The sequence below is a fragment of the Novosphingobium sp. SG751A genome (genome assembly GCF_013149295.1).
Lineage (GTDB): Bacteria > Pseudomonadota > Alphaproteobacteria > Sphingomonadales > Sphingomonadaceae > Novosphingobium.
Window position 1 is genome coordinate 1 of record NZ_JABGCB010000023.1, and the last position, 23918, is coordinate 23918.

The following is a 23918-nucleotide window of genomic DNA, read 5'->3' on the forward strand; positions in this document are numbered from 1 at the left end:
GCATAATGCTGCATCCAGAGGCCGGACAGACGAGAGCACCTGACTACGTGCCAGATCTCATTTAACGCTTGCTTCTTTTGGGGCGTCCACAGACGGTCATTCAGGCGCCCCGCACGCAGCCGTGTTGGTGAAGACTCCGTTAGCCAAAACTAGGGCTAATGACCTGTTGCCGCCCAAAACCTTCCGCAAGGCCCGGCGCGTAAACGTCAACCATGATCGAAGCTCGCCGGGGATCAGGATAGGCTGAAAGACCCCGATTGCAACAAAGCGCTGGCGAGCCGCATGGGTAGGAACAGGAATGGACAGCAAAAGTTCGCCGCAGGATGCCCAGCGCAAGGGGCTGCTGCGCCCCATCAGCGGATTGCTGGTGGGCACGTTACTGTTGCTGGCCATCGCCGCGCAGGTCACCCTTTCCAAGATCAACCTGAGCGCCCATCGTTTCAGCGAGGATATCATCGCCAGAAGCTGGGATCATGACGTGGAGATCTGGCAGGAGACCGTCCGCGCTCTGGCCCATCAGGAACAGGCCCGCGCGCACCTTGCCGCCAATGACACGCGCTGGATAGATGAGGCGATACTCGCCCCGATGCGCGCGGTCACCGGGTCACGCTCGGTCCGGCTGGTCCCTGCGCGCGGGGTCGATGGGATGGCGGGCCTGTGGATTATCGACAATCAGGCAAGGCTCAATCTGCCCTTGGTGCTTTCGGGCGTTGGCCCCTATATGATTCAGGCCACGCTTGATGAGGGCATGGTCACCAGCTTCAGCGCCCAGCATGGCCAGAACGCGGCCATTCTTCAGCTGGGGGGCAAGCTGCCGCCCAATCACATGGTCCTGCCGCTGCGCGATCCCAGGGGCGGCGCGGTGGCGGTGCTGGCATGGCCCGCGCTCGATCCCTATAGCGCGGTGCGCTTCGACCTGCCGATTGCGCTGCTGGCGCTGTTCTCGCTGCTGGTGGCGGCGGCATGGTTCTTCATGCGGCGCAGCAACACCATCGCCAGCGACCTGATCGCCAGCGAGGCGCGCGCGCGCCATCTGGCCTTTCACGACACGCTGACCGGATTGCCCAACCGCGCGATGATGTTCGACCGGTTGGGCCAGAGTCTGGCCATGTCGCGCCGTTATGCGGGCGAAATGGCGGTCCATTGCCTTGATCTGGACCGGTTCAAGGAGGTCAATGACACGCTGGGCCACCATGCGGGCGACGAGCTGATCCAGCAGGTGGCGCGGCGGCTGACCGAATTGTGCCGCGATTCCGATACGGTGGCGCGGCTGGGCGGCGATGAATTCGTGATCCTGCAACCCGAGGCCGACGGTTCAGGCGCCTCGCATCTGGCCCAGCGCGTGCTCAAATTGTTTGAAACGCCCTTTGAACTGGAAGCGGGCGTGGTTGAAGTGGGGGTTTCAATCGGCGTCACGCTGGTGTCCAACCCGGAAATAGAACCGGCCGAGGCGCTGCGTCAGGCCGATCTGGCGCTGTATGGTTCCAAGGAAAACGGGCGCAACCGGGTAACCTTTTTCGAACCCGACATGGATGCCGCGCTGCGCATGCGGCGCAGTCTGGAAAGCGATCTGCGCAAGGCACTGGCCGACGGCAGCCTGACCATGGTCTATCAGCCCCAGATGAACGGGCGCGGGTCGATCGACGCGATGGAGGCGCTGGTGCGCTGGAACCATCCCGAGCGCGGCGCCATCGCCCCCTCGATCTTCGTGCCTCTATGCGAGGAAAGCGGGCTGATCCTCGATCTGGGCGAATTCGTGTTCCGCCGCGTGTTTCAGGAAACCGCCGGATGGGGCGACATCCGGGTGGCGATCAATGTCTCGGCGCTGCAATTGCGCTCGCCCATGTTCATGGCCACGCTGACGCGGCTGGTGGCCGAATTCCGGGTCAATCCCGAACGCTATGAAATCGAGATCACCGAAACCGCCTTGCTGGGCGATGACGGCATCACGCGCGACAATATCACCATGCTGAAACAGGAAGGCTTTTCCATCGCGCTGGACGATTTCGGCACCGGCTATTCCAGCCTCAATTCGCTCAAGCGCTTCTCGGTCGACAAAATCAAGATCGACCGCAGCTTCGTTCATAATCTGGAGGCCAATGATGAGGCCGAAGGGTTGGTCGACGCCATCGTCAAGCTGGGCCGTGCGCTGAAACTGGATGTCGTGGCCGAAGGCGTGGAAACCGAACATCAGCGCGAGCGTCTGGCCGCCTGCGGCTGCAACACGTTTCAGGGCTTCCTTGTCTCGCGCCCGGTGCCCGCCAAGGAGCTGGACGGACTGTTTTCCGGCCATAATCCGTAAGAGCCCGGATGGGCGCTTGGCCAAAGGCAAATGTTTGCACGCCATAATGGCATGGTGAAACACGGCCCCTTCCTGTCGCGCCTGATCGCCAACCGGCGGGGCAATGCCCTGCCGATGCTGGCGCTGATCCTGTCGCTGCTGATGGCCTTTGTCGGCTGCGCGGTGGACGGGGCGCGGATGTATATGGTCAATGCGCGGCTGCAGCAGGCCTGCGACGCCGGGGTTCTGGCCGGGCGCAAGGCGATGACCGACACCACCACCGGCAACACCACGCTGGATTCGACCGCCACCGCGGCCGCCAACGCCTTTTTCGCCAACAATATCCGCACCGGCTGGTACGGCATCACCGCGCTGAACTTCACCCCCGCCAAGACCACCGACGCCCAGGTCAGCGCCAGCGCCAGCGCAACCATGCCCATGACGCTGATGCGCGTGTTCGGCTACAGCTCGATCACGCTCAACGCCGTCTGCCAGGCCACCTATCAGATCAGCGACACCGATGTGATCTTTGTGCTGGACACCACCGGCTCGATGGCCTGCCTGCCCTCGGACGACACCAACACCTGCACCAATTACGTCAATTCGGTCACGGCCACCGCCTATTCCCGCCCCGCCGACGGCAGTGGCAGCGGCAACACCAGCACCGCCGGATACCCCGGATCGACCGCCTATTATGTCCCGGAAAAATCAGGATCGCGCATCAGCGCGCTGCGCGCTGCCGTGCTGTCCTTCTATGACACGATGGCCGCCTCGATCGATGTCAACACGCGGGTGCGCTATGGCTTTGTCACCTATACGTCCACGGTCAATTCGGGCCGCGCGATCATGGATATCCACCCGGCCTATATGGCGGGCGGGGTCGGCAATGTGAACACAAGCTGGAATTATCAGACCCGCGTGCTGACCGGCACGGGCTTTTCCTTTTCCTGCTTCTGTACCCTGCCCAACTGGCAATATAAACAGAGCCCGCAATTGCTGACCACCTATGTCACCGGCGCGCCCACGGTCGACACCACCAAATTCGTCAACACCACCGACACATGGGACGGGTGCATCGAGGAAGCCTATACCACGCCCGGCGTCACCAGCTTTTCCACCACCAGCCTGCCCAATGACCTGAACCCCGATCTGAAGCCGGGAACGGATATCCGCACGCAGTGGAAACCGATGTGGACCGCCGTCACCTATGCCCGCAACAATTACACCAGCACCGCCAACGCCACATCGAGCGGCGACACCAGCAACAGCCCCAACCTCGATCAGGCCTCCTATTACAAGCTGGGCTATATCAGCTGCGGCAAGCCGGTCTCGCGTCTGGCGGTGATGACGCGCACGCAAGTGTCCAATTACGTCAACGCCAGTGATTTTCGCGCGATTGGCGGCACCTATCACGATATCGGCATGATCTGGGGCACGCGGCTGGTTTCGCCCGACGGCATCTTTGCCGCCGACACCGCCGCCGCCACGGGGCGCGACGCGCCCAAGCGGATTATCGTCTTTCTGACCGATGGCGACATGTCACCCAGCCAGAATGTCTATGGCGCATACGGCGTGGAATATTACGACCAGCGGGTTTCGGGGGGCGATCTGGGCAATCTGAAGAATTACCACAATGCCCGCTTCCTTGCCTCCTGCGCGGCGGCCAAGGCCAAGAATATCAGCGTGTGGACCGTGGCCCTTGGCATGAGCAGCACCAATGAGCTGACCCAATGCGCGACCTCGCCCTCGCAGGCGCTCTCCACCACATCGGGATCGGGCCTTGCCGCGCAATTCGCCACCATCGCCAGCAAAATCGCCAAGCTGCGGATTTCGAAATGAGGCGGCTGTGGCGTGATTGCGGCGGGGCGGCGCTGGTTGAATTTGCACTGGTGCTGCCGGTGATGCTGCTGATGGGGATGGGCCTGTGCGAAATGGCCTATCAGGCCTATATGCAGGCGATCCTGACGGGCGCGGTGCAAAAGGCCGGCCGCGACAGCACGGTCGAAAGCGCCAACACCACCACCATCGACAATGCCGTGCTGCAGGCGGTGAAGAACATCAACGGCAATGCCGCCTTCATCTCGGGCTATCCCACGCGCAAATCCTATGCCTCCTTCGGCTATATCTCGCCCGAAAGTTTCGTGGACAGCAACGGCAACGGCGCGCGCGATGCGGGCGAGTGTTTTACCGATGTGAACGGCAATGGCATCTGGGACGCCGATCCGGGCGTGTCGGGCAATGGCGGCGCGGGCGACACGGTGCTCTATACCGTTTCCATCACCTATACCCGCCTGTTTCCGCTGGGCCTCTGGCTGGGCTGGGGCAGGAATGCCACGCTTTCGGCCAGCACGATCCTGAAGAACCAGCCATGGGCGACCCAGACCACGGCGGCGGCGGCAACAGTATGCACATGATGCGCCGCCTGATCCGCGATTCCTCGGGCGCCTCGCTGATCGAATTCGCGCTGGCGCTGCCCATCGTGTTCTACATGGGCGGGGCAGGCATCGAATATACCAATATGGCCCGCGTCCAGATGCAGATCAGCCAGATCACGCTCGATCTGGCCGACAATGCCAGCCGTGTGGGCCTCGCCAGCAATCTGGCCGCGACCCAGATCCGCGAAACCGACATGAACGATGTGCTGGCGGGCGCGCGATTGCAGGGCAACGGGCTGGGCCTGACCACCAACGGGCGGGTCATCATCTCCAGCCTCGAAATGGTCCAGCAATCCTATGACACGGTGCCCGTCCAGCGCATCCACTGGCAACGCTGCATCGGGATGAAAAGCGGGAGCAGCTTCGATTCCTCCTATGGCACCACCACCCCCACCGCCGGCACAGACGCCACGCCGGCCAACGCCGGCGCCACCGCCGCCACCGGCATGGGCGACACCGGATACAAGGTCAGCGCCCCCTCCGGCGCCGGGGTGATGTTCGTCGAGGTCAACTATACCTACCAGCCCTTTTTCGGCACGATGTTCGTGCCCAACCGACAGATCCATTACAGCGCCAGCTTCGTGGTGCGCGACCTGCGCGATTATGCGCAGATCTATAATCCCAGCCCGGCGGCGACGCGCATGACGTGTGATAAGTATACGAGTTAGAAAAGGGTAAGATGCGAGGGTCTAGACCCTCGCGCTCCCATTACTGTCTGCGTGGCGCCATGGGTTCGGCCGATGGGTGTCGGACGCAGCCTTGGAATTTTAAAGCCAGCGGCGCCAATCAGCGCGGCCCGGTGCCGCAGGCTTTACCAATCCGCCCACAACCTCGCCAACCCGGCACCACCCCATGAACGGGATTGCAAAGGGATTGAATCCCTTTGCCCGCCGGAGGCATAATTTCATACAACCCGCCCCCATGAACGGCCGGGTGGCGCGCGGCAAGCTGCCCCCAGCGCCACACCACCACCCGGCCATTCGGGAACGCGACAAGCCCCGCCAAACGGCATGGACAGATCGCGCGCCCCCTGTTGCAGCTAACGACTTGCCCCCCAAGTCGCCGGCAACATATCGAGCCATTGCACCTATTGCTGTCAACGCTTGCAGACCTTGTCCGTAAAGGCAACAGGATCATAAGGTTCTGGCAAAATATCCTTGTCCGGCCCCGCGCCAGCCATTCGTCATTTGACGTAGGATGATGCAGCCCGAATGCGCGCTACACCATGTCTGCGAGAACCGACTGGCGGGGGGTCGAGAGATGGCGACAAGCGATGTGACCGACAGGCTCCTGAGCCGCCCTATAGCGCAGAGGCGCGCCGGATGATCGAAACCTTGCGCCTGATGGACAGAATCAAGTCTGCACCGGGGCGGTTCATGCTGGTGATGGCGGCCATGGCGGTGATGATGACGGCCATCATCGCCGCGGCCTATTGGGCGCTGGGGCAGAGCCTTCCGGCGCAGAGCCTGCCGATGGTGCGCGCGATTCTGCTGGCCACGCTGGGGGCGCTGCTGGCGCTGGGCGGGGTGCTGGGCGGGCTGATCCTGCGCGCCTATGACAGCCGCCGCGCCGCTCTGGCTGAAGCGCGCCGCCATGTGGCAGACCTGCGCGCCGAGGTGGCCGCGCATAATGCCACGCTGGAGGAACTGCATCTGGCCAAGGAGGTGGCCGAGGCCGCCAACAGCGCCAAGAGCCGCTATCTCGTTTCGGTCAGCCATGAAATCCGTTCACCGCTCAATTCGATCTATGGCTATGCGCAATTGCTGGAGCGCGGGCATGACATCGCCCCCATCGAAGCCGCGCGCATCATCCGCCGGTCGTCCGAGCACCTGACCAATCTGGTCGAGGGACTGCTCGATATCAGCCATGTCGAAAGCGGGGTGCTGCGCCTGTCCAACGACACGGTGCGTCTCAACAGCTTTCTCGACCAGGTCGCCAGCATGTTCCGCCCGCAGGCCCAATCGCGCGGCCTGACGCTGGCCTATGAAAAGCAGAGCGGCCTGCCCGAATTCGTGCGCACGGATCAGAAACGCCTGCGCCAGATCCTGATCAACCTGCTCTCCAACGCGATCAAGTTCACCAAGGCGGGGCAGGTTACTTTCGGGGTCACCTATCGCTCTCAGGTGATGAGCTTCACCATCGCCGACACCGGCATCGGCATTGAACCAAACGATCTGGCGCGCATCTTCGCCCCCTTTGAACGCGGCACCCATCCCGAGGCGCAGCGGCAAAAGGGCATCGGCCTTGGTCTGGCGATCACCCAGGCGCTGGTGCATATCCTCGGCGGCGATCTGGCCGTGACCAGCGAGCCGGGCGTGGGCACGACCTTTACCGTGCGCCTGATGCTCAGCCCGGTGCAGGCCAGTGTGCAGGAGGTGAAAAGCACCCGCGCGATCACCGGTTTCGACGGGCCGCCGCGCCATATCCTGCTGATCGACGACGACCCGGATCAGACCTCGCTGCTGCGCGGGCTGCTCGAACCCATGGGCTTTATCCTGCATATCGCGCATGATGGGGATGCCGGGCTGGAACTGGCGCGCAAGCATCGGCCCGAACTGGTGCTGCTCGATGTCACCATGCCGGGCCTGTCGGGCTGGGAGGTGGCGCGGCGGCTGCGCGCAATGCGCGGGGGCGACATACGCATCATCATGGTCTCGGGCGACGCGCATGAAATCCGGCAGGGCAGCGCGGGCTTCATCGCCCATGACCAGTTCCTCATCAAACCGGTCGATCTGGACGCGCTGATCGATGCGGTGGGCGGCCTGCTGGGCCTGCATTGGCGCGGTCGGGCCGAGGAGGCCGAGGCCCCCGAAGCTGCCCCCGAGCGCGAGGCCCTGCCCGATGAAGCGCGGCCCTTTCTGACCGATATAGAAAACGATCTGCGCATCGGCCATGTGCGGGGCGTGGAAAAAGCGATCCGCGCGATGGAGGCTGCCGTGCCGCAGGCCGCCCCCTTGGCGCGGCGGCTGCTGGCCTCTCTCGACCGGTTCGATCTGGGCGAACTGGCCGCCGAACTGGCCGCCAACCGGCAAGGGGATCAATGATGCGCCACGATCCGCTGGTGGCGCAGGATCCCCAGCCCCATGTCGATACCGTGCTGGTGGTTGACGATACGCCCGAATCCCTGCGTTTTCTGGCCGATACGCTGGAGGTCGAGGGCATCCGCGTGCTGATCGCCACCAGCGGCGAGGCGGCGCTCTCGCTGCTGTCGCATATCGTACCCGATCTGATCCTGATGGATGCGGTGATGCCCGGCATCGGCGGGTTCGAGGCCACGCGCATCCTCAAACGCAATCCGGCCAGCGCCCGCGTGCCCGTCATCTTCATGACCGGCCTGACCGAGAGCGAGCATGTGCTGGCAGCCCTTGAGGCGGGCGGGGTCGATTATGTGCGCAAGCCTCTGGTCATCAACGAGCTGATCGCGCGGGTGCGGGTGCATATGGCCAATGCGCGCCTTGCACAGGACAGCCAGGCCGCGCTCGACGCCAGCGGGCGCCATCTGGTCGCCATGGGCCGCGACGAGCAATTGCTCTGGTGGACCCCGCAGGCCGGCAGCCTGCTGGCCGAAAGCTGCCCGGAATGGAGCGTCATCCCCGGCCCGGCCCCGGCCGCGCTGCGCCCTGCGCTTGCCCGTCTGGCGCGGGCCGATGAGAGCGGGGCCAGCGTCCGGCTCGACCTTGCCCATTCAACGCTCGAACTGGTGCTGGTGGCGCGGATGCGCGGGGCCGAATGGCTGGTGCGGCTCAATGACGTCAACCCGGCGGGCGACATCGCCCTGCTTCAGGCCCGCCACGGCCTGACCAGCCGCGAGGCCGAGGTGCTGCTGTGGATCAGCTATGGCAAACCCAACCGCGTCATCAGCGAGATATTGTCGATCTCTCCGCGCACGGTGAACAAGCATCTGGAGCAGGTTTTCGTCAAACTGGGCGTGGAAACGCGCGCGGCGGCGGCGGCCTTGGCGGTGCGCGCGATCAATGGGTGATCAGCCGGTTTTGCAAAGACGCTCTTTGCAAATTTGCAAGATTACCGTGGACGCCATCCCCATCCTGACGCATCACCGTGTGAAACGCGCCATGATATTGCCCTTCGGGATGGTCGTTTCACCGCTTGATGACTTGAGCCTTGGCCCTTGCGCGCCTATCGCGACCGCGTAACGATGCCCAAGGCCCGCGCCGGACTGCGCCGAATGGAGAATACCCTATGACCGTGCCCCCTCTCGACACCCCGGCCAGTTCTCTCTCGGCCCGCACCGACTGGACGCGCGAAGAGATCGCGGCCCTGTTCGACCTGCCCTTCACCGAGCTGGTCTATCGCGCCGCCGAAATCCACCGCGCCAGCCACCCGGCCAATGAAGTGCAGCTCTCCACGCTGCTCTCGATCAAGACCGGCGGCTGCGTCGAGGATTGCGGCTATTGCAGCCAGAGCGTCAAGGCCGACAGCGGGGTCAAGGCCACCAAGCTGATGGAAGTGCAGTCGGTTTTGCAGGCCGCCGCGCGCGCCAAGGATCAGGGCAGCAGCCGCTTCTGCATGGGCGCGGCATGGCGCAACCCCAAGGACCGCGACATGCCCGCGATCATCGAAATGGTGAAGGGCGTGCGGTCGATGGGCCTTGAAACCTGCATGACGCTGGGCATGCTGTCGGACCATCAGGCCGACATGCTGGCCGATGCGGGTCTCGACTATTACAACCACAATATCGACACTTCGCCGGAAAAATACGAGGAAATCACCAGCACCCGCACGATGGGCGACCGCCTCGACACGCTGGGCCAGGTGCGCCGCGCCGGGATCAATGTGTGCAGCGGCGGGATCGTGGGCATGGGCGAAACGCGCGCCGACCGGGTGGGCTTTGTCCATACGCTGGCCACGCTGCCGTCGCATCCGCAGAGCGTGCCGATCAACGCGCTGGTGCCGGTCAAGGGCACCGTGCTGGGCAATATGCTGGCCGATACGCCGCTGGCCAAGATTGACGATGTGGAATTTGTACGCACCGTGGCGGTGGCGCGGATCACCATGCCCGGCTCGATGGTGCGCCTGTCGGCGGGGCGCGAATCGATGTCGGAAATGACGCAGGCGATGTGTTTTCTTGCCGGGGCCAACAGCATTTTCACCGGCGACAAGCTGCTGACCGCGCCCAATGCGGGCGATGACAATGACATGGCGATGTTTGCACGTCTCGGCCTGAAGCCCATGGCCGTGACCCGCACCGAGGCCGAGATCGCCGCCGAAGCCATGCCCAAGGGCTGCGTCAAGCTGGAGCAGATGATCTGAAGGCCTTAGAATCTCAGCTTGCCGCCGCGCTGGAACGCATAGACCAGCGCGACGAGCGGCGCATCCTGCGCGCCAGCATGCCGCAGGATGCAGGGCGATTATTGCGCGACGGGACCATGCTGGTCGATTTTTCCAGCAATGATTACCTCGGCCTCTCGCGCCATCCGTTGCTGGCGCAAAGATCGGCGCAGTGGGCGCTGGCCCATGGCGCGGGCTCGGCGGCCTCGCGGCTGGTGACGGGCACCCAGCCGCTGCATCTGGCGGTCGAGGAAAAGATTGCCCGCTTCAAAGGCAAGGAGGCCGCGCTGCTGTTTCCCAGCGGGTGGCATTGCAATGCGGCGGTGCTGGCGGCCTTGCTGCGCGCCGCGCCGGGGGCCGCGCTGTTCACCGACCGGCTGATCCATGGCAGCCTGCATGCGGGCGCATCCACCACACGCCAAATCCGCTTTCGCCACAATGATCTGGACCATCTGGCCCAATTGCTGGAGCGCGCCGAGGGACCGAAGATCATCGTTACCGAAAGCGTGTTCAGCATGGACGGCGACCAGGCCGATGTGGCCGCGCTGGCGGCGCTGGCCCGCGCGCATGATGCGTTTCTCTATGTCGACGAGGCCCATGCCACCGGAGTGCTGGGCCATGAGGGACGCGGGCTGACCTATGGCCTAGATGTCGATCTGGCGATGGGCACCTTCAGCAAGGCGCTGGGCTGTATGGGCGCCTATGTCGCGGGCAGCCGGTTGCTGATCGACTATCTGGTCAATGCCTGTGGAGGTTTCATCTTTTCCACCGCGCCCTCGCCCGCGATGCTGGGGGCGATTGATGCCGCGCTCGATCTGGCGCCGGGGATGGAGGCAGAGCGCGCGACTCTGGCCGATCACGGCGCATTTTTCCGCGACAGCCTGAACAGCGCGGGCATCGCCACGGCCGAAAGCAGCACCCAGATCGTGCCGGTCATCGTGGGCGATGCCGGGGCTGCGCTCGCTCTGGCGCAGGATCTGGCGGCGGCAGGCATGCTGGCCGTGGCGATCCGCCCGCCCACCGTGCCGCCCGGCACCAGTCGGTTGCGCGTGGCGCTGCATGCCAATCATGCGCGCGCCGATGTCGCCGCGCTGGCCCAGGCGATTGCTGCGCGGATCGGCCAGTGAGTTCTGGAACGGTGAAGATCGCGCTGCTGCATGGCTGGGGGTTTGATGCAGGCGTGTGGGACGCGCTGGCACCCATGCTGTCAGGCAATGTTACACGGATGGATCGCGGCTATTTTGGCCCAACCGTTGAGAGCGAGCGGCCCGATCTGATGATCGGCCATTCGCTGGGCGCGATGCTGCTGGCGCGGCGCTGGCCAGATGTGCCTCTGGTGGCGATCAATGGGTTTGACCGGTTCTGCGGCGTCGACGCGGTGGCCCCGCGCGTGGTTCAGCGGATGGTGAAGCGTTTTGGCGAGAACCCGGCCAAGGTGCTGGAAGACTTCCGCGCCAGCATCAACGGCAGCCCCGCCCCGGCGATGGTTTCCCGTGAACGACTGGGCGAGGATCTGGCGCTGCTGGCGGATCAGGCCCTGGCCCCGGCCCATCGCGCGCGCTTGCTGGTGCTTCAGGCGGAGGATGATCCGCTATTGCCGCCCGCGCTGCGCATGGGGGCCTTTGGCGGCGCTTGCTCGGTTTGCGGCGATGGCGGGCATCTGTTGCCCCTGACGCAGGCGGCATGGTGCGCAGTACAGATTGCGGATTTTGCGCAATGATGGCCCAACGTCTTGTTTCCGAAGCCTTTGGCCGCGCCGATGATTATGACGCCCATGCCGGGGTCCAGCAACAGGTCGCCGCGATGCTGGCCCATGCGGTGGCGATGCAGGCATTGCCCCCCACCCCGCGCGTGCTGGAGATCGGTTGCGGCACGGGGTTTCTGGGGGCGGCGCTGATGCCGCTCCTGCCCGATGCGCGATGGGTGATGAGCGACCTTTCGCCCGCGATGCTGGCACGGGCGCGGGCGCGTTTTGCCGGACATGACCGGGTGGATTATCGCGTGATGGATGGACAGGCGCCCGATGTGAACGGCCCCTTTGACCTGATCGTGTCGAGTCTGGCGTTTCAGTGGTTCGACGATCTGGGCGCGGCGACGGCACGGCTGGATTCTTTGCTGGCTCCGGGCGGCCTGCTGGCTTTCACAACAATGATCGCGGGCAGTTTTGCGCAATGGCGCGCGGCCCATGAGGATGCGCCCTGCGGGCTGGCCGATTATCCCGATGGCGCGGATCTGCGTGCGATGGACTTTGCCGTAAGAGAGGTCGAATTGACGGTCGAAGGCGGCGGGCGGGGCTTTTTGCGCCACCTGCGCGGGATTGGCGCGGATGTGCCGCGCGCGGGCCACCGCCCCTTGTCGGCGGGGCAATTGCGGCGGGTGATCGAGCGATTCGATTCGCAAGGGGGCCGCGCGACCTATCGCGTGGCGCTGTGCCTGCGTCAAAATGCTGCGGCGCAATAATTGCGCGCGGTGCAAATGAGCCTTTGGTACAATAAAGGTTAGCGCAAAACCGACTGGAAATGCTGATATTTGCGTTTACGTAATCGGCAGTTGCATTCTTTGCACCAAACCGCGTGATTTTGCACTTGCGAAGAACACCGCCGATCCGCATAAGGGACAGGCCTTTCAGGCATCCTCTCCCAAACTTTCCAAAGGCCAGCCTCCGGGCTGGCCATTTTTTTGCCTATCGCCCTCAGAGCCGGTCGAACACCGAGCCCATGCGCGGGGCAAACAGCCGCTCATAGGTTTTGAGCAGGCTAGTGTCGGTCATCGCCGCCACATAATCGCAAATCGCGCGGACCCCATATTGCGCATAGGCGGGCAAGCGGTCGCGCGGCAGCAGGCGTTCCGGGTCGGCCTGCATCGCCTCGAACACGGCCACCACCATGGTCTGACCCTTGAACTCCAGATGCTGAACCGCCGGGCTGGTAATGACCTCGCGCACGACCAGATCCTTCAGCACCTCCAGAAACGCCTTCTGCCCCGGCGCCATCCCCACCCTCCAGCGCAGCAGGGGAGCGTCGAATTCCTCCATCTCGACATAATGCACCGCGGTCAGGAAATGATGCACCAGCCGTCCGATGAAGCGCTTGCGGCTGTTCTCGCCACCATAAAGCCCATCGACGAATTGACGCATCACATCATTGGCACTCTCGCCGGGATATTTGGCCTTCAGCGCATCAAGGAAGGTCGGGCAGCGATCCGTCACGGCGGCGGCGAATGTCTCGCGGTGGATCAGGTCGAGCGCGATGGCGTCCTCAAGGTCGTGGACGCCGTAGGCAATGTCGTCGGCCACGTCCATGATGCTGCAATCGAGCGATTTGTGGTGTGATTTGGCGTGCTTTCCGGGCTTTTCTTCAAAGCTCTGCAACAGCGCTCGATCCCCCGCGCTCAGCGGATCGAGGATCCAGTCCACCACATCGCGCTCGGTGTCGAGATAGCATTTGGGCGGCTTGGCGCTGGCCGCGTCGATGATCCGCAGGGTGGTCGGCCCCGGCGCAAGGCGCGGCGCGATCGCCGGATTGCGCACATCGGCATAGGCCACCGGATATTTCAGCACCCCCAGCAAGGTCCGCCGCGCCAAATTGGCCCCCGCCCCTTGCGAGAAAGTCTCCAGCCGCGAGAGGATGCGCAGCGTCTGGCCATTGCCTTCGAACCCGCCATCCTCGCGCATACAGTAATTGAGCGCCACCTCGCCCCCATGGCCGAAGGGCGGATGGCCGAAATCATGGGTGCAGCCGATGGCGTGGATCATGCTGCGCCCCGGCAGGATCGCGGTGGCGGGATGATCGGGCGCGTCGCGCTCCAATTGCCGCGCAATGCCGCCCGCGATCTGCGCCACCTCCAGCGAATGCGTCAGCCGGGTGCGATAGAAATCGCTGTCGCCCAGATTGAGGATCTGCGTCTTGCCCTGAAGCCGCCGGAACGAGGCGGAGTGGATCACGCGGGCATAGTCGATGTCGCCCCCATCGCGGGCGTCCTCATTCTGCGGGGTCCAGTTTTCGCGGCGGGCCAGCCAGAGCGTTTCATCCATGGCCGCGCCTATAGCGCGATCAGCCCTGCCAGCCCAAGCCCAGCGCCTTGGCAATGGCGATATAATCCACCACCACTTCGGCGCGGCCCTGCGCGCTGGTGATCGCGGCCTGAAGCACCTGCGCATCGCGCTCGGTCTGCTCCAGCTTGGAGGATGTCCCCGCGCTCACCCTTTGCGCGCCAAGGCGGGCGCTGGCCTGCGCGGTTCCCTCGCCCGCCTCAAGCTGCATCAGTCGCTCGCGCGCCGCGCCAAAGCGCGACAGGCTGCTCTCGGCATCCTCCAGCGCGGAAAGGACCGCACGGCGATATTGCGCCTCGGCCCCATCACGCTGAGCCTTGGCCTGCGCTACGGTGGCCTTGCCCTTGCCCCAATCGAGGCCCGACCATTTCAACTGCGGCAGGATGCCATAGGCCGCCGTCGAGGGATCGACGATGCTGGAGAGCGAGGCGCTGCCCATGCCCAAAATGCCGGTAAAGCTCAGACGCGGCATCAGCTTGCCCCGCGTCACGCCGATCTGGGCGGTGTTGCCCGCCAGCAGGCGCTCGGCCGCGCGCACATCGGGCCGCCGCGCGATCAGCTCGGCCGGATCGCCCACCGCCACCTTGGCGGGCAACACCGGCAAGGGCTTGGCCGAGGCCAGCGCCGCATCCAGATCGCCCGGCGCCTTGCCGGTCAGCACGGCCAGCTGATTCATCGCCACCTCGACCTGCGCGCGCAAAGGCGCGGCCTGCGCCATGGCACTGCGCATATCGCCCTCATAGCGCGCCACATCAGCCAGCGTGGCCACACCCGCGCCATGACGCTGACGCACCAGATCGAGCGCCTGCTCGCGCAAGGTCACCACCTGCGCCACCATCGCCTGCCTGCTTTGTGCATCGCGCAGATTCACATAGGCCTGCGCCACCTGCGCCGAAAGGCTGACCTGCGCATCGGCCAGTTGCGCCTTGGCCCGATCAACACTGGCGCGCGAGGCTTCATTGGTGCGCTTGTTGATGCCCCAGAAATCGGGCTCCCACGAGGCGGTGGCGCCAAGGTTGTAAATTTCCAGCGAGGTCCGTTTGCCCCCTGCGCTGAAAGGAGGCAGATCCGCCTTGGCCGCAATCAGCGTGGGCGAGACCGAGGGCAGATCGCCGGCCTGCTTCTGCCGCAGCACCGCGCCCGCTTCGCGCACCTTGGCCTGCGCATCCTCGACGCTGGGGCTGTGGGCCAGGGCATCGACGACCAGCGCATTGAGCTGCTCATCCCCCAGCACTTCCCACCAGCGCGCCAACACCGGCCCCGCCTCGGCCACCTTGGCCCCGCGCGCGAAACCACTGCCGCCAGCCACCTTAGGCGGCCCGGCATAATTGGGCCCCATCGCGCAGGCCCCCAACGCCAAAGGCAGCGCCAGCGGCAATCCCACAGCAATCATCAGCGGCAAACGGGTCATCATGGCTCTCGTCAATGCATGGGAACGTCAGGGGCCGCTTCGTTCGAAAACGGACGCAGCAACAGGACCAGAGGCAGCACGATCAACGTGCCATAACCCATGATCCGGAAAATGTCGTTATAGGTCATCACCAGCGCCTGAAGCTGAAGCTGGGCCTCTAGCTGCGGCGCGGCGCGGACAAGGCCGCCCAGCGCGCGCACCTTCTCCTGCACCAGCACGCTGTTGGCATGGAGCGTTTCCTCCAGCCGGCGGGTGTGCAGCCACAGGCGGTTGTCCTGAATGATGGCGATCCCGGCCAGCGCGATGCTGCCCCCCAGATTACGCACCGAATTGAACAGGCCCGAAGCATCGCCCGCCAGTTCACGTGGGACCGAGCGGACACAGGCCTGGCTGAGGAAGAGCATCCCCAGAATCTGGCCCACGCCCCGCATCAACTGGGAATCGACGAAATCGGCGCCATCCGACCCCATCGTCATGCCCGTGTCGATCAACGACGACACGCCCATGATCAGCAGGCCGAAAAACACCGCCACGCGCACGTCGATGCGTTTCAGCAGGATGGGCACGATGGCCATCATGAACAGGCTGGGCACGCCGGAAATCAGCACGATCTTGCCCGATTGCAGCGCGTTGTAATTGGCCACCGAGGCAAGGAACTGAGGGATCACATAGGAGGTGCCGTAAAGCACCATGCCCAGCACCAGCCCCATCACCGCCACCGCGCCAAATTGCCGGTCGAGCAGCAGCTTGAGCTGAATCACCGGCCTGACCGCATATTTCTGGCCAATGCCGATACAGACAAAGCCAAAAGCGCTGACCAACGCCATTTGCCGGATCAGATCGGAGGAGAACCACTGCTCCCTCTGCCCTTCCTCCAGCAACACCGTCAGCCCGCCCAGCCCCAGCGCCAGCCCGACAATACCGAACCAGTCCGCCTTGGCGAATTCGCCCAGATGGCTTTTTTCATGCGGCAGACCAAGGATCAGCAGCAGCAAAAGCGCGATACAGACCGGCAGGTTGAGAAAGAAAGCATAGTGCCAGCTGACATTCTCCGTCAGCCAGCCCCCCACCAGCGGCCCCATCACCGGCCCCATCACCGCCGTCACGCCAAAGGCGGCAATGCCGATCGGTTGCTGTTCGCGCGGCAATCGCATGGCGATGATGGTCTGCGCCGTGGGGATCAGCGCCCCCCCGGTAAAGCCCTGGCCCACGCGCCCGACGATCATCATCGTCAGACTGTCGGCCCAGCCGCAGATCATCGAGAAAAAGGTGAACAGGCTGGCCGCGATCAGCAGGAATGTGCGCAGGCCCAGCACCCGCTGAAGCCACGCGGCCAGCGGGATGATGACGATTTCGGCCACCAGATAGGAGGTGGCCACCCACGTCCCCTCGGTGCCCGATGCGCCGATTTCGCCCTGAATCGTAGGCAGGGCGGAATTGACGATGGAAATGTCGAGCGTCGCCATCAGCGCGCCCAGCGTTCCCGCCGCCACCGCCAGCCATGCCGACAGATCGGCCTTTACCGGAGGCGCATCGACCATGATCAATGCGCCGTTTTCGTGTCCACCATCGCCGTCACCGACAGGCCCGGCACCAGCAGGCGGCGCGTATCGGCATTGGCGTCAATGGCGATGCGCACCGGAACGCGCTGGACGATCTTGGTGAAATTGCCGGTCGCATTGCTGGGCGCGATCAGGCTGAAGCTGGCCCCGGTGCCGGGCGCCATGCTCTCGATCTTGCCCTTGATCGTATGGCCGTCCAGCGCATCGACCTTGATCGCCACATCCTGTCCGGGGCGCATATGGGCCAATTGCGTTTCCTTGAAATTGGCCACGACATAGATCTTGGAGAGCGGCACCAGCGTCATCAGCCGCGTGCCGGCCGAAACAAACTGGCCCGGCGTGACATTCTTGTCGCCGATGCGTCCGTCGATCGTGGCGCGAATGGTGGTGGCGTCCAGATCGACATTGGCCGCGTCAAACTGCGCCTTGCCGCCCAGCCCCTGTGCCACCGCCTGCTTGGCCTGCGCCTCGATGGTGGCAATGCGGCGCTGCTGCGCCTCGATGGCGGCGCTCTGGGCGCGGACCTGCGCGGCGGACTGATCGGCGGCGGATTTCAATTGCGAAAGCTGCTGCGCCTGCTCGGCGCCGCTGGCCACCAAGGGGGCGAAACGCTTGACCTGATCGGCATCGAATTGCGCCTTGGCCTGCGCCGCGGCCAATTGGGCGCGGGCCTGTTCGATCCCGGCGCGCTGCTCGGCAATGGCGGCCTGCGCATTGGCCTGCAACGCATCGGCAATGGCCACCTGTGCGGAGGCCTGCGCGGTCTTGGCCTTATAATCGCGCGGGTCGAGCGTGAGCAGCGGCGTGCCCGCCTTCACGTCCTGATTGTCAGTAACCAGAACCTGCGCAACATAGCCCGAAATGCGCGGGGCGACCGCCAAAGTATCAGCGGCGATCTGCGCGTCATTGGTTTCTTCGATATAGCGGCCATGGGTGAAATAATCCCAACCCCACCAGCCGCCGCCCAGCAAAAGCGCCAGCCCGACAAAGGGCAGCACCTTGCGCGCAGGCGAAGGCGAGGAGTTTTCAGAAGAATCAGCCGTCTGGTCAGCCACCTGGGAAGTGTCGGTCATGCAGTACTCTCATACGTGCCAAGGCCATTTCGCATGCCGAACCTATTGGGCAAGCGGGGGATTGGCAGGCGGTATAGATGATTTTTATTCCTGACAAGCCTGTCATCAGGGGGAATCCGGGGCCAACCATCCGGCGTAAGGGAAAATCAGCCCCCAGACGCTTCTGTCATGCCACGTCCATCACGCAGCGAAAGCCGATATGGCTGGTCGAACTGTCGATGCTCTGGGGATGGCGCGCGGCGGGGCGATAGCGCTGGCAATAGGTGGGCGCGCAAAGATGCGATCCGCCCTTGATGACCTTGCGCGGGATTTTCGCGATCGGCTCGGATAGGTCGTGGCTTTTAGCGCGAAAACCGCCGCGCGGATTGTCGATGGCGCAGCACGCGCTTTTCTTGCGGGGCCGCGCATCGCTGGGCAGGCTCCACCAATCCTCGCAGATTTCCCAGACATTGCCGATCATGTCATGGATGCCATAGCCATTGGCGGGAAAGGCGCGCACCGGGCTGGTCCGCACCCAGCCGTCGGCGGCGGTATTGGCAAAGGGGAATAGGCCCTGCCACGTATTGGCGCGATGCTCGCCGCCAGGAGTCAGTTCATCCCCCCACGCATATTCGGCATCGACCAATCCGCCCCGCGCGGCAAATTCAAACTCCGCCTCGGTGGGCAGACGCTTGCCCGCCCATGCGGCATAGGCGGCGGCATCGTGATGCGTCACATGCACGGCCGGGTGGTCGAGAATGTCGTCAATCCCGCTGTCCGGCCCCAGCGGATGGCGCCAGCACGCCCCCGCCACCCAGCGCCACCATTGCGAGGGATCATCCAGATCCACCGGCCGGTCCGTCATCGTGAAGACCAGCGACCCGGCCACCGCCAGCGCCGGGTCCATGCCCGGATAATCGCGCGGATCGGGCGCGGTTTCGGCAAAGGTCCTGTATCCGGTGGCATCGACAAATTCGGCGAATTGCGCATTCGCCACCGGTGTTTGATCGACCCAGAAGGAAGCCACGCGCACCTTTCGGCGCGGCGCTTCCTCTGGATAGAAGGCCGACGATCCCATCATGAAGACCCCGCCGGGGACAAGTTGCATGTTGGGCGGGTTGGATGACGGGGTGCTGCTCATCGCTTGTTTGTATGACCGATCATGCAACTTGCAACAGGGGGCTTATTTTTCCGGGATCTGCTTGAACTGCTGATTGACAGTGGGCGAATTGATGAAAGGCTTGCCCGCCGCCTTGGCGGCCTGCTTGGCCGGGCTGTCGGCCATGATGTCATCCATGCGGTCGGCCCGGTTGGGTTCGACCAGCCATTCGGCCGGGAAAGGCGCCGCGCCGGTCCCCGTCTTGTTGCGCCGCACCGAACCGATCGACTGGCGCGCGGTATAGGGGATCATGTGCTTGCCCTTATTATTCGCCATCTGCTGATAGAGCGCGGCGCGCAGCGTGATCTTGTCGTTCAGATGCGCCGGATCGTCGATCAGATTGGTCATCTCGGTGGGATCGGCGCCGATGTCATACAGTTCCTCGCGGTCATAGATGCCGTGATACTGAATATACTTCAGATTGCCGCGCGTGATGGCAAAGGTGGTCGGGGTTTCGGGGAAGCTCCATTCCCAGTAATATTCGTAGATGAAGTCGCTCGGGTTCCACTGCGCGGGCTTTTGCGCACCGGTGATGAGGCCCCATGCGTTCTGGCCTTCGAACTGTTGCGGCATGGTTTTCACGCCCGCCGCGCTCAGAAAAGTCGGCGCGAAATCAAGGCCGCGCACACGGCCGGTATTGACCGTGCCCGCCGGCACCGTCCCCGGCTCCCACATCACCAGCGGCACGCGCACCGAGGCCTCATAGGCGGTGCGCTTGTCGATCAAGCCATGGTCGCCGATCTGGAAACCATTGTCGCTGGTGAAGACGACCAGCGTGTCCTTTTCCAGATGGTTCTTTTTCAGATAGGCCATGATCCGCCCCAGCGAGTCATCCACCGCCGAGAGCGTGCCATAGTAGTATTTCAGGTATTCCGTCATTTTCATGTCGGAATTGTAAAAAAAATCAATCCCATGCCAGGTATTACGCTGATCATAGACCCAGCGCGGTTTGCCCTTGTAATTTTCCGGCGTGTTTTCCGCGCTGGCGGGCAGGGTGAATTGCGCCTTGTCATATTGATGGGCATAGCGCGGCGGGGGCAAGGGATCGGAATGCACCGCCTTGTGCGACAGGTAGAGGAAGAAGGGCTTTTTCGGATCGCGCTCCTTTTCCAGCCAGTTCATCGCATATTGCGTCAGCTCGTCGGTGATATAGCCGGTCTGAGGCACTTCCTTGCCGTCGACGTTGAACATATTGCTCTTGCCCGCGGCCAAGGCGGCGGCGGGCAGGTCGCCCTTGGGGTAATAATGCCCCTGCCCCTTGAAGCTGAGCCATTTGTCGAAACCGGGGCGCGGGGCATCGGTGTCATTGCCCATATGCCATTTGCCGATGAAGGCGGTCTGATACCCGGCCTGTTGCAGATAGGCGGGGAAGAAGGTCAGCCCGTCCTCCGACGAATTGTTATTGTCCACCACGCCATGGTTGCGCGCGGTCATGCCCGTCAGGATCGTCGCGCGGCTGGGGCTGCACAGCGAGGAAGTGGTCACGCCATTGGGGAAGTAGGTGCCCTCGCGCGCCATGCGGTCGATATTGGGGGTCTGGAGCAGGCCGGGCTGAAGAAAGCCCATGCCGTCAAAGCGCAGATCGTCGACCAGCACAAAGATGATGTTGCGCGGGCGCGGCTGGTCGGGCGCATCGGGGGTTTTGGCCTGCGCCGGCCCTCCGGAAAACGCCATGGCAGCAAAGCAGGCCGCGCCACCAAAGATCACCTTACGCAGATTCGCCATAGACCTCATCCCGATTCACAATCGCCTTTATGCCATCAGACATGACGCGGCGATGGGGCGAAGTCAAGAAAATACCAGCGCTAGTACTTTCATGCGGATTCGCGGATCACCAGATGATGCGCAAAGCTGGCATCGCCATCCCCCCGGTCCAGCGCCAGATCCACCGCAATCCGCGCGATTTCCTCTACCGGCTGATGAACGCTGGTCAGCGCGGGATAGCACATCTGGCCCTCGACCGAATTGTCGAACCCGGCAATGGCCACATCCTGCGGTACGCGAAACCCCAGACGCAGTGCGCAGGCCATCGCCCCCAGCGCCATCTGGTCATTGGCGGCAAAGATCGCGGTCGGCCGCTGCGGCAAGGCCATCAGATCGCGAAATGCCCGCTCGCCCTCGGCAAAGGTCATACCGGCGCGCACCACATGGCTGTCGGACAGATCCAGCCCGTTTTCGGCCAGCCCCGCGCGAAATCCGGTCAGCCGCTCCTCGGCGGCCATATCCGGGCGCGGCGGCGCGATCATCGCCAGCACGCTATGCCCCCGCCCCGCCAGATATTGCGCCATCTCGCGCGCAATCGCGTGGTCGTGCACCTCGACGCTGCGCCCGATCCCGTCATCCTTGCCCGCGATACGCACCACCGGCTTGCCCAGTTCCATCAATGCCGCCAGCACTTGGCGGTTATCGGCAAAAGGCGGCACCACGATCACCGCATCCGGCTCGCACGAAAGCGTGATGGAGAGATCCTCGCCATCCATCACCTCCAGCACCAGATGATAGCCCACCTTGCGGCAGGCATCGGCCGTGGCCACCATGATCCGCGAAAAATAACTGTAGGTCAGGCGCGGGGCGATCATCGCGATGATGAAACTGCGCCCGCTGGCCAATTGCCGCGCGGCCAGAGCAGGGCGATAGTGCAGCTCGCGGATGGCGCGCTCGACCTTTTCGCGCACACCGGGCCGCACCGTCTGCGCGCCGTTGATGACGCGCGAAACCGTCTTGATCGAAATGCCCGAATGCTGTGCCACATCCTTGATCGTCGCCATGGCCTATCCCTTTTTCCGCATGGGCTGATGCGCCATTTTACCTGCGCTGCGCAAGAGGCAAGGAAAAATACCAGCGATGGTATTTTTCAGGCCGCCCGCCTTTTCCGCAAACGATACCATTTGCGTTGGACGAAACCGCCCGCATTCTGTAGGCCATTTCCACCGGCAGCATCTCCATCCTCAAGCGCTGCCGGCTGAGAGTTGCCATGCTCCCGCTTGCCTTGGGAACATGCCTATGATCAGACAGGGCGAATATCGGCAACCTGACACAGTCCGGCCATGGTTCGACCATCCCAGTTCGCCGGCCTTGCAAAGCTCGTTTGAAACGCTTCAGGCCGGGTGCAACTATCTGATCGCGCGCGGCTCCGGCCCGGCGGCGGCCACGAACGGCGCCCCCCGACCCAAAGTGCTGATGCGCGTATCGGGCAACCATCTCAAGGAACTCGAACGCTTCTTTTCGCTGCTGATCGGCGAATATCGCGCCTTCCTGCGCGCGATGGCGCCCCATATGCGGCCCACCCCGGTCGATCTCCACCCGCTCGACAAACATCGCCCGCGCCTGCGCGCGATCCGGCGGCTTCAGGTGGCGGCCTGCGACGGGCCGGTGCGCAACCATTGCGCGATCACCGCCCGCGATCTGGCCATTGCCTCGCTGGGGCTTGCAGGGGGCAAACAGGCCGCGGGCCAGCCCTTTGTGCTGGATGACGGGGCGCTGGCCGAAATCGCGCGCTTCTATCTGGCGCTGGCCGGGGATGTGATTGGGCTGGCCTAACCTTATATGGCCTGATCAGCTTCGTGTGACATGGGGCACAAAAACATAGCCCTCATTGCGCACGGTACGGATCAGTTCGGACACGCCGCTGCTGCCCGCATCGGTCATCTTGCGACGCAGGCGCGAGAGCTGCACATCAATCGCACGGTCGAAATGATCGGCATCGCCCCCGCGTGACCATTCCAGCAACTGATCGCGCGTGACCACCCGGCGCGGATGTTGGGCAAAGGCCAGCAGCAGGCGAAACTCGCCCTCGGTCAGCGTAATCATCCGCCCATCGGGATCGAACAGCAAACGCATGTCCAGATCCATCCGCCAGCCTTCGAAATAGAGCCCATTGCCCACCGAACCGGACCTGACCGCCGAAACGTCCTGCGCCTCGCCCTCGGCCACTGCCTCGCCCGCGCCGGTCTGGCGCGCCTCGGCGCGGATTTCCATCGCCTGATCCAGCACCGCCTGCGCCGCCGCCTTGCGCCGCAAAACAGCGCGGATGCGGGCCAGCAATTCGCGCGGGTTGCACGGCTTGGCCAGATAATCGTCGGCGCCCATTTCCAGCCCGACCACACGGTCAATATCCGACCCCACGGCGCTGAGCATAATCACCGGCGGCGCATTGGGCCCAAGGCTGCGCAGCGCGGTCAGCCCGTCCTCCTTGGGCATCATCACATCCAGCACGATCAGATCGAACGAGCCGATTTCCAGCATCCGGCGCATTTCGACCGGATTGGCCGCCGTGGCCGTCTGATAGCCGTGCTTGCCCAGAAATTCGGACACGACCGTCCTGATGCCCTTGTCATCATCCACGATCAGGATTTTGGTCGCCAGATCCATGGCGTTGTGTTTGGCCTGCATCACGCGCCATTTCCACATTTTTCTGGCCCGCGAATTTCACAAATTTTGCAAAACCCGCCCCGGATTGCCCCGCATGGTGAAATCTGGCCGAAATCACCACGCAATCGAAGGGGACCAGCTTGAGCCCATGTCCGATGCATCGCCCTCTTTCCCTGTGTCCGCCCCCCAGCCATGACGCAGGCCATCGAGAGTCATGGCATCGGCCAAAGCCATAAACGAACGGCGAGCGGCCTGACCGACGGAAATGTATCCGCCCCCACTGGTGCATTCCCCGGCCTGACCGCCC

The 23918-nt window shown here is 63.8% G+C and carries 20 protein-coding genes; 11 read left to right on the forward strand and 9 right to left on the reverse strand.

Annotation, left to right across the window (positions count from 1 at the left end; genetic code table 11):
• The first annotated feature begins 298 nt into the window (after positions 1 to 298).
• The 10 genes from FHW96_RS22350 to FHW96_RS22395 all read left to right on the forward strand — a co-directional run bounded on the left by FHW96_RS22350 (position 299) and on the right by FHW96_RS22395 (position 12465).
• On the forward strand, positions 299 to 2302 hold the full coding sequence (locus FHW96_RS22350; protein WP_172342789.1) for a bifunctional diguanylate cyclase/phosphodiesterase: 2004 nt from the start codon (positions 299 to 301) through the stop codon (positions 2300 to 2302).
• Between the two features lie 51 nt (positions 2303 to 2353).
• Positions 2354 to 4120, forward strand: coding sequence for a TadE/TadG family type IV pilus assembly protein (locus FHW96_RS22355; RefSeq protein WP_253951159.1), 1767 nt, complete (start codon positions 2354 to 2356; stop codon positions 4118 to 4120).
• Positions 4117 to 4695 (forward strand): TadE/TadG family type IV pilus assembly protein, encoded by a 579-nt coding sequence (locus FHW96_RS22360; protein WP_172342791.1) that lies wholly within the window; start codon positions 4117 to 4119, stop codon positions 4693 to 4695. The genes FHW96_RS22355 and FHW96_RS22360 overlap by 4 nt, the downstream gene beginning before the upstream one ends.
• Positions 4650 to 5384, forward strand: a complete 735-nt coding sequence (locus tag FHW96_RS22365; RefSeq protein ID WP_253951160.1) for a TadE/TadG family type IV pilus assembly protein — start codon at positions 4650 to 4652, stop codon at positions 5382 to 5384. The genes FHW96_RS22360 and FHW96_RS22365 overlap by 46 nt, the downstream gene beginning before the upstream one ends.
• 654 nt (positions 5385 to 6038) lie before the next feature.
• Positions 6039 to 7760, forward strand: a complete 1722-nt coding sequence (locus tag FHW96_RS22370; protein WP_253951161.1) for an ATP-binding protein — start codon at positions 6039 to 6041, stop codon at positions 7758 to 7760.
• Positions 7757 to 8698, forward strand: a complete 942-nt coding sequence (locus tag FHW96_RS22375; RefSeq protein WP_253951162.1) for a response regulator — start codon at positions 7757 to 7759, stop codon at positions 8696 to 8698. Before FHW96_RS22370 ends, FHW96_RS22375 begins: the two co-directional genes overlap by 4 nt.
• Positions 8699 to 8916: 218 nt before the next feature.
• Entirely contained in the window at positions 8917 to 9987 is a 1071-nt protein-coding gene (bioB, locus tag FHW96_RS22380; protein WP_172342793.1) for a biotin synthase BioB, read from the forward strand.
• Positions 9984 to 11132, forward strand: a complete 1149-nt coding sequence (locus FHW96_RS22385) for an aminotransferase class I/II-fold pyridoxal phosphate-dependent enzyme (protein WP_172342837.1) — start codon at positions 9984 to 9986, stop codon at positions 11130 to 11132. Before bioB ends, FHW96_RS22385 begins: the two co-directional genes overlap by 4 nt.
• The gene (locus FHW96_RS22390; protein ID WP_172342794.1) at positions 11129 to 11725 is read left to right on the forward strand and encodes an alpha/beta fold hydrolase; all 597 of its coding nucleotides are present in this window, start codon (positions 11129 to 11131) and stop codon (positions 11723 to 11725) included. The genes FHW96_RS22385 and FHW96_RS22390 overlap by 4 nt, the downstream gene beginning before the upstream one ends.
• Positions 11722 to 12465, forward strand: coding sequence for a methyltransferase (locus FHW96_RS22395; RefSeq protein ID WP_172342795.1), 744 nt, complete (start codon positions 11722 to 11724; stop codon positions 12463 to 12465). Before FHW96_RS22390 ends, FHW96_RS22395 begins: the two co-directional genes overlap by 4 nt.
• Positions 12466 to 12697: 232 nt before the next feature.
• On the opposite strand, the gene FHW96_RS22400 is transcribed toward FHW96_RS22395, so the two are convergent.
• The 8 genes from FHW96_RS22400 to FHW96_RS22435 all read right to left on the reverse strand — a co-directional run bounded on the left by FHW96_RS22400 (position 12698) and on the right by FHW96_RS22435 (position 22216).
• Positions 12698 to 14038, reverse strand: coding sequence for an anti-phage deoxyguanosine triphosphatase (locus tag FHW96_RS22400; RefSeq protein WP_172342796.1), 1341 nt, complete (start codon positions 14036 to 14038; stop codon positions 12698 to 12700).
• A gap of 19 nt (positions 14039 to 14057) precedes the next feature.
• The gene (locus FHW96_RS22405; protein ID WP_253951164.1) at positions 14058 to 15470 is read right to left on the reverse strand and encodes an efflux transporter outer membrane subunit; all 1413 of its coding nucleotides are present in this window, start codon (positions 15468 to 15470) and stop codon (positions 14058 to 14060) included.
• Positions 15471 to 15478: 8 nt separating this feature from the next.
• Positions 15479 to 17008, reverse strand: a complete 1530-nt coding sequence (locus FHW96_RS22410) for an MDR family MFS transporter (protein WP_172342797.1) — start codon at positions 17006 to 17008, stop codon at positions 15479 to 15481.
• 2 nt (positions 17009 to 17010) lie between these two features.
• A complete protein-coding gene (locus tag FHW96_RS22415) occupies positions 17011 to 18102 on the reverse strand; it encodes an HlyD family secretion protein (protein WP_172342798.1) in 1092 nt (363 codons plus the stop codon).
• A gap of 166 nt (positions 18103 to 18268) precedes the next feature.
• A complete protein-coding gene (locus FHW96_RS22420; RefSeq protein WP_172342839.1) occupies positions 18269 to 19189 on the reverse strand; it encodes a formylglycine-generating enzyme family protein in 921 nt (306 codons plus the stop codon).
• Between the two features lie 75 nt (positions 19190 to 19264).
• Positions 19265 to 20974 (reverse strand): sulfatase, encoded by a 1710-nt coding sequence (locus FHW96_RS22425; RefSeq protein WP_172342799.1) that lies wholly within the window; start codon positions 20972 to 20974, stop codon positions 19265 to 19267.
• Positions 20975 to 21054: 80 nt separating this feature from the next.
• A complete protein-coding gene (locus FHW96_RS22430; protein WP_172342800.1) occupies positions 21055 to 22008 on the reverse strand; it encodes a LacI family DNA-binding transcriptional regulator in 954 nt (317 codons plus the stop codon).
• A 37-nt stretch (positions 22009 to 22045) separates the two neighbouring features.
• Positions 22046 to 22216 (reverse strand): hypothetical protein, encoded by a 171-nt coding sequence (locus tag FHW96_RS22435; RefSeq protein WP_172342801.1) that lies wholly within the window; start codon positions 22214 to 22216, stop codon positions 22046 to 22048.
• Positions 22217 to 22237: 21 nt separating this feature from the next.
• On the opposite strand from FHW96_RS22435, the gene FHW96_RS22440 reads away from it, so the two are divergent.
• Positions 22238 to 22780 carry a hypothetical protein gene (locus tag FHW96_RS22440; protein WP_172342802.1) on the forward strand — a complete coding sequence of 181 codons (543 nt, stop codon included), beginning with the start codon at positions 22238 to 22240 and terminating at the stop codon, positions 22778 to 22780.
• 15 nt (positions 22781 to 22795) lie between these two features.
• On the opposite strand, the gene FHW96_RS22445 is transcribed toward FHW96_RS22440, so the two are convergent.
• Complete coding sequence (locus tag FHW96_RS22445; protein WP_253951165.1) at positions 22796 to 23650, reverse strand: response regulator; 855 nt, start codon at positions 23648 to 23650, stop codon at positions 22796 to 22798.
• Positions 23651 to 23918 lie beyond the last annotated feature (268 nt).

Excerpts from the sequence above, each read along its gene's own strand:
- FHW96_RS22410 (WP_172342797.1), bottom strand. The coding sequence starts at position 17,008 with ATGGTCGATGCGCCTCCGGTAAAGGCCGATCTGTCGGCATGGCTGGCG.
- FHW96_RS22350 (WP_172342789.1), top strand. The coding sequence starts at position 299 with ATGGACAGCAAAAGTTCGCCGCAGGATGCCCAGCGCAAGGGGCTGCTG.
- bioB (WP_172342793.1), top strand. The coding sequence starts at position 8,917 with ATGACCGTGCCCCCTCTCGACACCCCGGCCAGTTCTCTCTCGGCCCGC.
- FHW96_RS22445 (WP_253951165.1), bottom strand. The coding sequence starts at position 23,650 with ATGTGGAAATGGCGCGTGATGCAGGCCAAACACAACGCCATGGATCTG.
- FHW96_RS22370 (WP_253951161.1), top strand. The coding sequence starts at position 6,039 with ATGATCGAAACCTTGCGCCTGATGGACAGAATCAAGTCTGCACCGGGG.
- FHW96_RS22405 (WP_253951164.1), bottom strand. The coding sequence starts at position 15,470 with ATGATGACCCGTTTGCCGCTGATGATTGCTGTGGGATTGCCGCTGGCG.
- FHW96_RS22400 (WP_172342796.1), bottom strand. The coding sequence starts at position 14,038 with ATGGATGAAACGCTCTGGCTGGCCCGCCGCGAAAACTGGACCCCGCAG.
- FHW96_RS22435 (WP_172342801.1), bottom strand. The coding sequence starts at position 22,216 with ATGGCAACTCTCAGCCGGCAGCGCTTGAGGATGGAGATGCTGCCGGTG.
- FHW96_RS22415 (WP_172342798.1), bottom strand. The coding sequence starts at position 18,102 with ATGACCGACACTTCCCAGGTGGCTGACCAGACGGCTGATTCTTCTGAA.
- FHW96_RS22360 (WP_172342791.1), top strand. The coding sequence starts at position 4,117 with ATGAGGCGGCTGTGGCGTGATTGCGGCGGGGCGGCGCTGGTTGAATTT.
- FHW96_RS22420 (WP_172342839.1), bottom strand. The coding sequence starts at position 19,189 with ATGCAACTTGTCCCCGGCGGGGTCTTCATGATGGGATCGTCGGCCTTC.
- FHW96_RS22440 (WP_172342802.1), top strand. The coding sequence starts at position 22,238 with ATGCCTATGATCAGACAGGGCGAATATCGGCAACCTGACACAGTCCGG.
- FHW96_RS22395 (WP_172342795.1), top strand. The coding sequence starts at position 11,722 with ATGATGGCCCAACGTCTTGTTTCCGAAGCCTTTGGCCGCGCCGATGAT.
- FHW96_RS22375 (WP_253951162.1), top strand. The coding sequence starts at position 7,757 with ATGATGCGCCACGATCCGCTGGTGGCGCAGGATCCCCAGCCCCATGTC.
- FHW96_RS22365 (WP_253951160.1), top strand. The coding sequence starts at position 4,650 with ATGGGCGACCCAGACCACGGCGGCGGCGGCAACAGTATGCACATGATG.
- FHW96_RS22425 (WP_172342799.1), bottom strand. The coding sequence starts at position 20,974 with ATGAGGTCTATGGCGAATCTGCGTAAGGTGATCTTTGGTGGCGCGGCC.
- FHW96_RS22355 (WP_253951159.1), top strand. The coding sequence starts at position 2,354 with ATGGTGAAACACGGCCCCTTCCTGTCGCGCCTGATCGCCAACCGGCGG.
- FHW96_RS22430 (WP_172342800.1), bottom strand. The coding sequence starts at position 22,008 with ATGGCGACGATCAAGGATGTGGCACAGCATTCGGGCATTTCGATCAAG.